This window comes from Streptosporangium sp. NPDC002524, assembly GCF_040295985.1.
Lineage (GTDB): Bacteria > Actinomycetota > Actinomycetes > Streptosporangiales > Streptosporangiaceae > Streptosporangium.
Window position 1 is genome coordinate 55,277 of the sequence record NZ_JBEOWK010000033.1, and the last position, 12,620, is coordinate 67,896.

Sequence of the window (12,620 nt, forward strand, 5' to 3'; positions counted from 1 at the left end):
GTCCTCCGGTCCGCGTCCTCCGGTCCGCGTCCTCCGGTCCGCGTCCTCCGGTCCGCGTCCTCCGGTCCGCGTCCTCCGGTCCGCGTCCTCCGGTCCGCGTCCTCCGGTCCCCCGGTCTCCCGGCCCGGGGTGACGGTCTCCACGTTCCCGCTCTCGGTCTCCGGCCCAGGGCGGCAGCGCCCGGCTTCCGGCCTGGGCCGGCAGCGCCCGCGTTCCGGTCCGCGTTCTTCCGGGACGTGGCCGGGACGTGGCCGGGACGCGACCGGGACGCGACCGGGACGTGGCCGGAACGCGGACGGAGACCCCGCGCTGACGCGAGGTCTCCGTCGTGGTCGAGCCCGTTCGGTGTTACGTGCCGTCGTCCGGCCCCGCGTTCACGGGGTCAGCTGCCGTAGACGTCGAAGTCCCACAGGGAGTAGCCGTAGGCGGGCAGCGCGCGCTGGGTGCCGTACACGCGCACGTAGCGTCCGCTGCCGCTGACGGTGAGGTCGTCCACGCCTCCGTCCGAGGCGACGGTGGAGTAGACGTTGGTCCAGGTGGTGTTGTTGGTGGAGGTCTGGACCTGGTACGCCCTGCCGTAGGCGGCCTCCCAGTTCAGCCGGACGCGGTTGATGGTCCGGGTGGCGCCCAGGTCGACGGTGATCCACTGCGGGTCGCTGTAGAGGCTGCTCCAGCGGGTGGCGGGGTCGCCGTCCACCGCGAAGGAGCCGACCCGGCCGTTGCCCTCCTCGACGCTGCTGGTCGTGACCGGCTTGCCGACGGACAGCAGCGACGGGTTCGAACTCGCGGGGGTGCCGTAGACGCTGAGGTCCCACAGCGAGTAGCCGAAGGCGAGGGCGCGCTGGGTGCCGTACACGCGGACGTAGCGGCCGGTGCCGGTGAGGGTGAGGTCGTCCACCCCGCCGTCACCCGTGGTGGTGGAGTAGACGTTGGTCCAGGTGGTGTTGTTGGTGGAGGTCTGGACCTGGTACGCCCTGGCGTAGGACGCCTCCCAGTTCAGCCGGACCCGGTTGAGGTTGTAGTTCGCGCCCAGGTCCACGGTGATCCACTGGGGGTCGGTGTAGAGGCTGCCCCAGCGGGTGGCGGAGTTGCCGTCCACCGCGTTCGCCCCGACGAGTACGTTGCCCTCCTCGACGCTGCTGGTGGTGACCGGCTTGCCCCGTGCGAGGTCGCCGCCGGGGTTGGGGTTGCCGGGCGGGGTGCTGGCCCCGGCACCGGTGAAGGTGTAGCTGTCCAGGTCGTACAGGGCGCCGGTGCCGGTCCCGGTGAAGACGATGTACAGGTCGTGGGTGTTGTCGTCGGGCTTGGTGACCGGGGCGGTCACCTCGGCGTAGTTGTCCCAGCCGCCGGTGCCGCCGACCGTGAGGCGGGCGACCTCGGGGCCGGTGGGCGAGTCGAAGCGGAACGACAGGGTGCCGCCCGCGTTGGCCGAGGAGACGCGCGCCTTCACCCCGGTGATGCCCTTGAGGCTGACGGCGTGGTGCCTGACCCACTCGCCGTTCTGGATGTCACCGAGCCGCTTGGCGCCCTCGGCCGCCGCCTGGTCGACGACCCTGGGGCCGTTGAGCTGGGCGTAGTGCTCGGCCTGCCACTGCTTGGGCCAGAGCGTGATCTCCTTCTCGCCGGTGAGCGGGACGGAGCCGGTCGCGCCGCGGTCGGTGTAGCTGCTGCGGATCACGAAGAACTGCACGGCGTCGAGCCCGGCGTGGATGGGACCGGTGTTCACGGTGAAGCCGCAGCCGGTGCCCTGGCCCTCCTCGTGGGCGTGTTCCTGGTGGCCGAGCGCGGCGCGGATGACGACGTTGGCGCAGGCGGGCGTGCCGTCCTGCGCGTCGGTCGCGGACGCGGTCGAGACCAGGTCGTCGCCCCAGCTGTACATGCCTCCGGCGGGCAGGCCGTTCAGCGTCACCACGGGCCGGTTGTTGCCCACCACGATGGGGATCACGACGGTGCCGGTGCGGTTGCTCGGATCCCTGACGGTGAGCCGGGCCCGCTTGTCGCCGTTGGTCGTGTAGGTGTACGTGGGGTTGGCGGCGGTGGAGTCGACGGTGCCGTTGTCGTCGAAGTCCCAGGCGTAGGTGAGCGCGTCGCCGTCGGGGTCGGAGGTCCCGGCGCTGGAGAAGGTGACCGCGAGCGGGGCGAGGCCGTTGTCCCGGTTCGCCGTCGCCTGGGCGATCGGCGACCGGCCGCCCTGCACGTGGTTGATCTTGTAGAGCCCGGCGTCGGCGGCGCCGGAGAAGTAGCCGCTGCCGTACTCCATCAGGTAGAGCGAGCCGTCGGGGCCGAACTCCATGTCGATGGGGTGCACGAGGTTCATCCCCGCGAGCACCGGCTCGATGATGGTCGGCGTCCCCGTCGTCGGGTTGCCGTTGTTGAACTGGACCTCCTTGATCCAGTTACGGCAGTACTCGGAGATGAGCAGCTTGTTGTCGTAGTAGGCGGGCCACTTCACGTCCGAGACGAGGTTCGGGTCGTAGTGGTAGACCTCGGCGTGGTTGGGAGAGCCGCAGCCGCCGGGGTTGTCCAGGGCGGGCCACTCCTTGCTGCCGCCGTGCTGCTCCCAGACCAGCGCGGGCTTGGTGGGGGGCAGCTGCTGCAGGCCGGTGTTGCGCGGCGAGTTGTTCACCGGGCCGGTCGTGCCGCCGCAGGGGAACCAGCCGCGCGGGGCGTTCGCCGCGAAGTCCCAGTCGTTGTAGGCGACGTTGGGGCCCCCGCAGTAGGGCCAGCCGTAGTTGCCGGGCCCGGTGGCGCGGTTGAACTCGTCGTAGGCGGCGGGACCGCGGTTGGCGAGGGTCGCGTTCGCGTCGGGGCCGACCTCGCCCCAGTGCAGGGTGTTGCCCGACTTCTTGTCGACCCAGATCCGGTACGGGTTGCGGGTGCCCATGATGTAGATCTCGGGCCTGGTCTGCGCGGTGCCCGGCGCGAAGAGGTTGCCCGCGGGGATGGTGTAGGTGCCGTTGTTCTCCGGGTGGATCCGGTTGATCTTGCCGCGCAGGTCGTTGGTGTTGCCGGAGGTGCGCTGCGCGTCGTACTGCGGGTTGCGGCTGGTGCGCTCGTCGATCGGGGCCATGCCCGCCGAGTCGCCGCCGGAGTTGGTGTTGTCGCCGACGGCGAAGTACAGGTTGTTGTTGCTGTCCCAGGTCATCGATCCGGCCGAGTGGCAGCACAGCTCACGCTCGGTGGGCCATTCGATGATCATGTCCTCGCTGGCCGGGTCGAGGACGTTGGTGGCGGCGTTGAAGGTGAACCGGGAGATCCGGTTCACCAGCGGCGTCACCTTGGGCGAGTAGAAGAGGTACACCCACCGGTTGGTGGCGAACTGCGGGTGCAGGGTGATGCCGATGAGCCCGTCCTCGAAGCGCGCGTCCAGCTGGACGGTGAGCGCGACGGTCGTGGCCTTCGTCGCAGGGTTGTACAGGCGGACCTGGCCGCCGCCGGAGGTGGTGCCCCGGTTGATGTAGAGGACCTTGCCGTCGGGCAGGACGGAGAGCTCGATGGGCTCGCCCATCGACAGCCCGCCGTCCAGCTTGACCTTCTCGAAGGCGCTGGTCGGCGGGGGTGCGAAAGCGACGGACGCGGTGGAGGTCGATGAGGTGGAAGAGGCCGAGGCGGTGGTGCCGGTGGCTCCCGCCGCGACGGTGGAGAGAGCGAGGACCGCGACGCCCAAGGCCGTACGAAGGCGCGTGAAACCTAACACGAAGGTCTCCTGGGGGGTGAAAAGGCAGATGCGTGCGGGGGGAGGGGCGTCAGGTGCCGTAGACGTCGAGGTCCCACAGCGAGTAGCCGTAGGCGGGGAGCGCGCGCTGGGTGCCGTACACGCGGACGTAGCGGCCGGTGCCGGTGACGGTGAGGTCGTCCACACCGCCGTCGCTCGTGGTCGTGGAGTAGACGTTGGTCCAGGTGGTGTTGTTGGTGGAGGTCTGGACCTGGTACGCCCTGCCGTAGGCGGCCTCCCAGTTCAGCCGGACCCGGCTGATGGTGCGGGTGGCGCCCAGGTCGACGGTGATCCACTGCGGGTCGGCGTAGGCGCTGCCCCAGCGGGTGGCCGGGTTGCCGTCCACCGCGTTCGTCCCGACGTGCGCGCTGCCGGTCTCCACGCTGCTGGTCGTGACCGGCTTGCCGGTGGACAGCAGGGTGGTGGGGTTCGAGGTGGCGGGGGTGCCGTAGACGTTGAGGTCCCACAGGGAGTAGCCGTACGCGAGGGCGCGCTGGGTGCCGTACACGCGGACGTAGCGCCCGGTCCCGGTCAGCGTCAGGTCGTCCACACCGCCGTCGCTCGTGGTCGTGGAGTAGACGTTGGTCCAGGTGGTGTTGTTGGTGGAGGTCTGGACCTGGTACGCCCTGCCGTAGGCGGCCTCCCAGTTCAGCCGGACCCGGTTGAGGTTGTAGTTCGCGCCCAGGTCGACGCTGATCCACTGCGGGTCGGCGTAGGCGCTGCCCCAGCGGGTGGCCGGGTTGCCGTCCACCGCGTTCGTCCCGACGTGCGCGCTGCCGGTCTCCACGCTGCTCACCGTGACCGGCTTGCCCTGCGCCAGGTCGGTGGTCGGCGGGTTGGAGGGGCCGTCCTGCTTGATGCGGATGTTGCGGTAGTTGATGTCGAGCCCGGCGCCGTCGTTCTGGACGCCGATGTAGCCGTTGGCGATGTTCCGGGTGCTCGTGTAGTCATTGATCTTGGTGCCGTTGAGGTAGATCTCGACACGCTGCCCGTGCACCGCGATCTCGTAGGTGTTCCACGAGCCGGGCGGGTTGAGCGCCGCGGCGCGCGCGGCCGTGTCGGGCGCCTTGAAGCTGTAGACGCTGCCCGTGGTCCGGGTGGGGTCGGCGTCGGTGGCGTCGATCTGGATCTCGTGTCCCAGGTCGACCGGCTGCCACGGGTCGTTGCCCGGGTCGGGGAAGCCGATGAAGACGCCGCCGTTGTCGTCGCCCGGCATCATCCAGTCGAGCTTGAGCGAGTAGTTGGAGAAGGTCGAGACGGGGTACCAGAGCAGGCCCATGCCGCCGACCGAGGACAGCGTCCCGTTGGCCAGGGTGAAGCTGCCGGCGCCGGCCTGCCGCCACCGGCTGAGGCTGGCCTGCGTGCCGTCGAACAGCGACGTGTAGCCGGTCTCGGGACGGCAGTCGGCGGCCTTCGCCTTGGCCGCGACCTGGATGCCGCCGAGCAGCATCTTCGTGAAGTTGGGGTCGGCGTAGGACTCGTCGGTGTGACCGAGACCGGTGTACCAGGCCCGGCCTCCCTGGTAGTCCTGGCACCAGGTGATCGGGTGGTCGGCGCCCATGCCGCCGCCGCTGTAGGACGACTCGTCCAGGTTCGCCAGCACCTTGACGGCGGGGCGCGGGTTGGCGCGGTAGTTGTACCACTCGTCGGTGCGGGTCCAGGTGGGCGCGAGGTGCGAGGTGGACGGGTTCGCCCGGTCCTCGACGCGGATCGTCGCCTGCTGGGTGGCGGGGTGGGAGGCGAAGTACGCCCCGACCAGGCCGCCGTACCAGGGCCAGTCGTACTCGGTGTCGGCCGCGGCGTGGATGCCGACGTACCCGCCGCCGCCCGCGATGTAGGACTGGAACGCCGTCTGCTGCGCCGCGTTGAGCACGTCGCCGGTGGTCGACAGCCAGATGACCGCCTGGTACTGGGCGAGGTTGGCGGTGGTGAAGGCGCCCGCGTCCTCGGTGGCGACCGTCGTGAAGCCGTTGGCGGTGCCGAGCTGCTGGATGGCGGAGATCCCGAGCGGGATCGACGAGTGCCGGAAGCCGGCCGTCTTGGAGAAGATGAGGACCTTGGTCAGGGGAGCCGCGGAGGCGGTGCCGGGCAGCAGCGCTATGGCTCCGGTGATCATGACGGCCAGCGCGAGGAGAACCCGCGAGATCCGGCGCATACGTCTACTCCTAGGGGGGAGAGGAGCGCGCCGCCGCACCTGGTGACAACCTTTCGGCGGAGATGTCGAGACATTCGCCGCCGTACGACAAAAGATTCGCACGGACCAGCGAAAGCGTCAATGCGTCGGGGGTGTTAACGGATGATTCGCTTTGCAACGATCTTGATACATCGGATGTATTTATTTGCGGCGGGCTGTAATTTCCGGAGGAGATAGACAAAATACGGCCTGGTCAGCGGCTTATCCCTATCTGGAGACCAGTTTTTCCTGTCCAAAGTGGACATTTCCCATCTTGACGTTCGCAGACGTCCGATGTTAACTACGGCTGACAGATCCGACCTACCGAATGTGAAGCAGGCCCGTCCTGTGACCACAGGTGTCCCGGTGGCGGATCTGTACCCACGGGGAAGTTAGGGAGCCGCCGCCGGTCGCCGATTGCCGGCGGCGGCTCCCTAACTCCCCGGCGTACTTCCCCCGCATCACGTCACCCACCGGCCGCCCCGTCCCGCCGAAGCGACCCGCTCTCCCCCCAAGCGGAGGCGCCGGCCACGCAGGTGGGTGTGTCGCGCGCTTGGTCAGGACGGGGCGGCGTGGCCGCCGTCCCCGGTGGCGATTAAGGAAGATCATGTCGAGAAAACCAGTACGCCTGTTGTTCATGTGGTTCCTCGTGACATGCCTGGCCGCGGTCGGCCTGGCCGTGCCGGCGTGGGCGGCACCGGGTGACACGGCCTTCGACCAGGCGACCGGGGCGCTGAGGGTCAACTACGGGTCGTACCTGTCGAAGCACGACATCGTCTACAACCGCCCCAACACCAACCCGATCCAGGGCCTCACCGTCGGCAACGGCCGCACCGGGGCGATGGCCTGGAACCAGAACGGCCTCACGATGCAGGTGTCGGGGGTGGACCTGTCGCAGCAGTCGACCTACGCGGCGGGCCTGGCGAACCTCAGGACCACCCCCGCGATGGACACCGGGTACACGACCTTCCAGCAGCGGCTCTCGCTGTACGACGGGACGCTGACCACCAAGTACGACTCCAACCGGACCGTGACCGTGATGGGGTCGCCGAACTCCGAGGTCATGGGCATCCACGTCGAGGACACCCGGGGCGGCGTGTCCAACGTGGCGTTCGACCTCAGCATGTGGGACCCGGCCACCGTCCAGAACATCGCGGACGTGCCCGACCTGAACACCTGGCGGACGATCTCCACCTTCTCCGACGCCAACGTGGCCGGGTTCAGCCGGGGCCAGACCGACGCGAACGGCTTCGGCTACACCATGGCCGCCACCGTCGAGGGCGCGAACTTCACCACCCAGGTCGTGAACGGCAGGAACGTGCGGCTGAACATCACGCCCACCTCCAGCTACACCATCTGGTTCACCGCCGCGAGCCGGATCAACTCCCCCAACCGCGACTCGGTCGCCCAGGCCCGCAGCCAGCTCACCTCGGTGAAGAACACCGGCTACACCACCACGTACAACAACTACCGCAACTGGTGGCACGCGTTCTGGGAGAAGTCGTTCGTCCAGTACTCCAACTCCAACCGCGACGCGGACTACCTGGAGAACGTCTACTACCTCAGCACGTACATGATCGCCGCGGGCAGCTACGGCAACTACCCGCTGCACTTCATCAACGGTGTCTTCCGCGCCACGCAGGACAACTCCAAGTGGAGCAACGCCTACTGGTACTGGAACCAACGGGACGTCTACAACTCGTTCTTCGCGTCCAACCACACCGAACTGATGAACAACTTCAACCGGCTCTACAGCCGTAACTACAACGCGCTGAAGTCGTACACGCAGACGAGGTACGGGATCGACGCCCTGTGGGTGCCCGAGACCATGGGCTGGGACGGCAACGCGCGCGGCACGATCAACAGCGACTACACCAAGAACATCCTGACGACCGGCTACCAGGCCGCGTACAACATGTACCTGCAGTACCGCTACACCAACGACGCGAACTACCTGCGCGACGTGGCGTACCCGTACATGCGGGAGACCGCGAAGCTCTACAAGGGCCTGCTGTCCTTCGACGGGCCGACCGGCAAGTACTACATGGCCAACTCCAACTCGCACGAGACGTACTGGAACGTCCGCAACGCGATCACCGACCTCGCCGCGGTGCGCAGCATCTTCCCGCTCACGATCCAGGTCAGCCAGCAGCTCGGCCTCGACGCCGGACTGCGCGCCGACTGGCAGAACATCGTGAACAACCTCACCCCGTACGTCGTCGCCAACGGCGCCTACCAGCCGCACCAGCCGCCGATCTCGCAGACGAGGAACAACGAGAACGTCTCCTCGGAGCTGATCTGGCCGTACAACATCACCGGCATCGGCTACCCCGACTACCAGACCGCGCTGAACACCTGGAACCAGCGGCCGTTCCCCTACGGCAACGTCTGGTCCAACGACGCGGTGCAGGCGGCCCGCCTCGGCCTCGGCGACCAGGCGTACCAGGGCATGAAGACGATGCTGCAGAAGTACCAGAACTACCCCAACGGCATGACCACCAACACCAACGGCGTCTTCGAGTATCTCGGCGTGCACCTGTCGGCGCTGAACGAGTCGCTCATGCAGAGCTACAACGACAAGATCAGGGTGTTCCCCGCGGCGCCGGGCGACTCCTCCTTCGTCGGCAAGTTCACCCTCCTGGCCAAGGACGGCTTCCTGGTCAGCTCCGAGCGCGAGGCCGGGGAGATCAAGTACGTCGGGCTCAGGAGCCTGCACGGCAAGCAGGCCACGGTGGTCAACCCCTGGGGCACCCAGCAGATCCGGGTGCGCCGCGCCTCCGACAACGCGATCCTGGCCACCGTCTCCACCGGTGAGGTCTCCTTCGCCACCGCGGCCAACACCGTGTACGTCGTGGAGCGGACCGCCAAGCCGCTGAGCGGCTACGCCTCGACGACGCTGACCGGCTCCGCCAACCAGGGCGTCAAGGCCCTGAGCGGCACCGCCTCCACCCTGGGTCTCCCGGGCGGCACCAGCAACGGGACGATCAGCCTGCGCTCCAAGGCGAACGGCCTCTACGTCACCGCCGCCAACGGCTCGCCGCTGATCGCGAACGGGACGTCCGTCGGGACGGCGCAGCAGTTCGACAGGGTCAACCAGAGCGGCGGCACCATCGCGCTGCGGGCGAGGGTCAACAACAAGTTCGTGGCCGCGGAGGGCGCCGGAGCCCAGCCGCTGATCGCCGACCGCGACTCGGTCGGTCCCTGGGAGACCTTCCAGCTCATCACCAACCCGGACGGCTCGGTCAGCCTCAGGGCCCAGGTCAACGGCAAGCTCGTGTGCGCCGACGCCGGAGGCGCCCAGCCGCTGATCGCCAACCGTGACTCGGTCGGCCCCTGGGAGAGCTTCGACCTGGTGAACAACTAGACGACCAGGTAAGCGGATTTTCGGGAAACCGAGTCCGGCGGGCCCCGCCCCCCGGACTCGGTTTTCGTCTTACCGGTCTTACCGGTCTTACCGGTCTTACCGGTCTTCCGGGCTTCCGGTCACCCGGCCCCCGATGTTTGATTCCGGGCATTCCCGCCGGTCACCCGGCCCGGTCTCGTCTTTCTCCCCGGTCACCCGGCGCGGTCTTCGCCTTTCCTCCCGGTCACCCGATCCGCGGTGCCCGGTTTCCGGTTTTTCCTCCGGTGGCTCAAGCTGTCACGCCCGGATGTCCTCCCCGGCGTCCGCCGGTCATTCGTCATCGCGGGACAGCCAGGAACTCAACGCCCCTTGGAACACCAGGCTCCGCACCCGCTTCCGACGTCTCGCTTTTATCCGGCTATTCCCTCCAGAATGAATACATCGGGTAAAGACCCTGTCGGGGAGACGGGAAAGGACGCGGGTTTGAACCGCTTTCCACGGGTTCTCGGGATTCGCCTGGGATACGACACGGACCAGGTGGACCTGCTGGTCCGCCGGATCGAGGGGACCCTCGGCAGGGGCGCGCCGGAAGGTGAGCCGGTCACCGCGGACGAGATCCGCGACGCCCGGTTCCGCGTCAGGCTCGGCGGCTACAACGAGGTCGCCGTCGACTTCGCGCTGGAGGCCTTCATCGTGGCGATCGAGACCCGGCCCACCGGCACGGACGGGCGCCCGGCCGTGCCCGCCCGCCGTACCGCGCCCGAGAGGCCCGGGGAGTCCGGGGAGTCCGGGCCGGGGGAGCGCGAGGAGGACGAGGAGCGCGCCGCCAGGGTCGAGCGGGTCGCCTTCCGGCCGGGACGGCTCGGCATGGGCTACGACGAGGACGAGGTCGACGCCTTCCTCGACCGGATCGTGGCCACCCTGCGCGGCACCACCGACTCGCCCCTCACCCCCGGCGACGTGCGCGGGGCGAGGTTCGCCACGGTGATGCTGAGGCCGGGGTACGCGATCGGCGAGGTCGACGAGTTCCTCGACGAGGTCGCGGGCGCCCTGGAACCCCGTCCGGCCGGAGACGACGCCTCCCGCGACCTCTAGCCCCCTAGGACCTCTGGCGGCCCGGGGCGTCAAAGCGGTGAGCGGCGGGTGCGGCCGACACGTCAGGCGCAGCAGGGACTTCAGGGGCGACCGGACGCGGGGGCGCCGGGGCGCACGCCGGGAGCCGTCAGCGGGTGCCCCAGGAGTAGGTTTGCTTGTGAAGTTTGAGATAGACGAAGGTCTCGGTGGCACGGACGGTCGGGATGGCCCGGATCTTGCCGAGGATCTCCAGGAGATGCTGGTCGCTCTCGCAGACGACCTCGACCATGATGTCCAGCGACCCGGCGGTCAGCACGACGTAGTCGATCTCCCGGATCGCCGACAGCTCGTCGGCCACCGTCTCCAGGTCGCCCTCGCACTTGATGCCGATCATGGCCTGGCGGGGGAAGCCCAGGGTGAGCGGGTCGGTCACCGCGACGATCTGCATCACCCCCGCGTCGAGCAGGCGCTGGACCCGCTGGCGCACGGCGGCCTCGGAGAGCCCGACCGCCTTGCCGATCGCGGCGTACGGCTTGCGCCCGTCCGTCTGCAGTTGCTCGATGATCTGCTTGGAGATCTCGTCGAGGACGACGGGGCCGTTCCTGGCGTCGTTCTCACGGCGAACCTTGGGCGGCGTCGTCATGGGCGCTCCCTGGCGTCATGTTGCGGGGCTGTTGCCGTCATGTTGCGGCTCCGATGCGACATGCTGTCAGTTCCGGCGCCTCTGTCAAGCGATTTCGTAGCAATTTGGTATCTTAACAACGAAATCCCTTGTCGTAGGGCTGTCGCTCTGTAAGAGTCGCGACAACTCAGCCCCGATCCTTAGGAGGCCGATGGTGACCACCCCGGTTGAGACCAGCGAATTGCCCCGCCTGCGAAATTACATCGGCGGCGAGCTCGTGGAGGCCAGGAGCGACCGGCTCTCCGACGTCGTCGATCCGTGCACCGGCGAGATCTACCTTAAGGCCCCGGTATCGGGTGCGGAGGACGTGGACGCGGCCTATGCCGCTGCAGCCGCCGCGTTCGAGTCGTGGAGCCAGGCCACCCCGGGCGAGCGCGCCAACCTTCTCCTCAAGGTGGCCGACGCGATCGACGCGCGGGCCGAGGAGCTGAACGAGGCCGAGTGCCGCAACACCGGCAAGCCGCGCGCCCGGATGGCCGAGGACGAGACCCCGATCGCGGCCGACCACTTCCGCTTCTTCGCGGGGGCCGCGCGCACGCTGGAGGGCCCGACGTCGGGCGAGTTCCTCGCCGAGCACACCTCCGTCATCCGGCACGAGCCGATCGGCGTGGTGGGCCAGGTCACCCCCTGGAACTACCCGATGATGATGGCGGTCTGGAAGATCGCCCCGGCGCTCGCCGCGGGCAACACCGTCGTGCTCAAGCCCTCGGACACCACACCCGCCTCCACGGTCAAGCTGGCCGAGATCCTCGGCGAGGTCCTGCCGAAGGGCGTCTTCAACGTCGTCGTCGGCGACCGGGAGACCGGCGCGCTCGTCGTCGGCCACCCGACCGCGTCGATGGTCGCGATCACCGGTTCGGTCGGCGCGGGCATGGCCGTGGCCAGGAGCGCCGCCGAGGACCTCAAGCGGGTCCACCTGGAGCTGGGCGGCAAGGCGCCCGTCATCGTGTTCGACGACGTCAGGGACCTCAAGGCCGCCGCCGAGTCCATCGCCACCGCGGGCCTGTACAACGCGGGCCAGGACTGCACCGCGGCCTGCCGCGTGATCGTCCACGAGGACGTCCACGACGAGTTCGTGGCCGCGCTCACCGAGGCGGCGGCGAGCACCGTGACCGGCGACCTCTCCGACGAGGACGCCCTGTACGGCCCGCTCAACAACGCCGACCAGCTGGCCCGGGTCACCGGCTTCATCGACCGGGTCCCCGGCCACGCCAAGGTCCTGACCGGCGGCAACCGGATCGGCGACCGGGGCTACTTCTTCGCCCCCACCATCGTCGACGGCCTCAGGCAGGACGACGAGATGGTGCAGAACGAGGTGTTCGGGCCGGTCATCACCGTCCAGACCTTCTCCGACGAGGCCGACGCCCTCGCCAAGGCCAACGGGGTCAGGTACGGCCTCTCCGGCTCGGTGTGGACCTCCGACCACGGCCGGGCGATGCGGGTGTCGAACCGTCTCGACTTCGGCGTGGTGTGGGTCAACACCCACATCCCGTTCGTCTCGGAGATGCCGCACGGAGGCTTCAAGCACTCCGGCTACGGCAAGGACCTGTCGGTCTTCGGGCTGCACGACTACATGCGCGTCAAGCACGTCATGCACTACATCGGCGAATAGCCGCGAACAGAGGGATAAGCC

6 protein-coding genes are annotated in these 12,620 nt (G+C 68.6%); 3 read left to right on the forward strand and 3 right to left on the reverse strand.

All coding sequences use genetic code 11. From position 1 onward, the window contains the following. Positions 1–382 precede the first annotated feature (382 nt). On the reverse strand, positions 383–3,697 hold the full coding sequence (locus ABT053_RS38035) for a galactose-binding domain-containing protein (protein WP_350975983.1): 3,315 nt from the start codon (positions 3,695–3,697) through the stop codon (positions 383–385). Between the two features lie 49 nt (positions 3,698–3,746). Further along, positions 3,747–5,870, reverse strand: a complete 2,124-nt coding sequence (locus ABT053_RS38040; protein WP_350975984.1) for a ThuA domain-containing protein — start codon at positions 5,868–5,870, stop codon at positions 3,747–3,749. Between the two features lie 625 nt (positions 5,871–6,495). On the opposite strand from ABT053_RS38040, the gene ABT053_RS38045 reads away from it, so the two are divergent. Further along, on the forward strand, positions 6,496–9,252 hold the full coding sequence (locus ABT053_RS38045) for a glycosyl hydrolase family 95 catalytic domain-containing protein (RefSeq protein ID WP_350975986.1): 2,757 nt from the start codon (positions 6,496–6,498) through the stop codon (positions 9,250–9,252). A 462-nt stretch (positions 9,253–9,714) separates the two neighbouring features. Next, entirely contained in the window at positions 9,715–10,326 is a 612-nt protein-coding gene (locus ABT053_RS38050; protein ID WP_350975987.1) for a DivIVA domain-containing protein, read from the forward strand. A 127-nt stretch (positions 10,327–10,453) separates the two neighbouring features. Here the strand turns inward: ABT053_RS38050 and ABT053_RS38055 are convergent, their stop codons facing one another. Next, positions 10,454–10,948, reverse strand: a complete 495-nt coding sequence (locus tag ABT053_RS38055; protein WP_344745451.1) for an Lrp/AsnC family transcriptional regulator — start codon at positions 10,946–10,948, stop codon at positions 10,454–10,456. A gap of 190 nt (positions 10,949–11,138) precedes the next feature. On the opposite strand from ABT053_RS38055, the gene ABT053_RS38060 reads away from it, so the two are divergent. Next, the gene (locus ABT053_RS38060) at positions 11,139–12,599 is read left to right on the forward strand and encodes a gamma-aminobutyraldehyde dehydrogenase (RefSeq protein ID WP_350975989.1); all 1,461 of its coding nucleotides are present in this window, start codon (positions 11,139–11,141) and stop codon (positions 12,597–12,599) included. Positions 12,600–12,620: the final 21 nt, after the last annotated feature.

Coding starts and splice junctions, on each gene's coding strand:
- ABT053_RS38040 (WP_350975984.1), bottom strand. CDS start 5,870: ATGCGCCGGATCTCGCGGGTTCTCCTCGCGCTGGCCGTCATGATCACC.
- ABT053_RS38045 (WP_350975986.1), top strand. CDS start 6,496: ATGTCGAGAAAACCAGTACGCCTGTTGTTCATGTGGTTCCTCGTGACA.
- ABT053_RS38055 (WP_344745451.1), bottom strand. CDS start 10,948: ATGACGACGCCGCCCAAGGTTCGCCGTGAGAACGACGCCAGGAACGGC.
- ABT053_RS38060 (WP_350975989.1), top strand. CDS start 11,139: ATGGTGACCACCCCGGTTGAGACCAGCGAATTGCCCCGCCTGCGAAAT.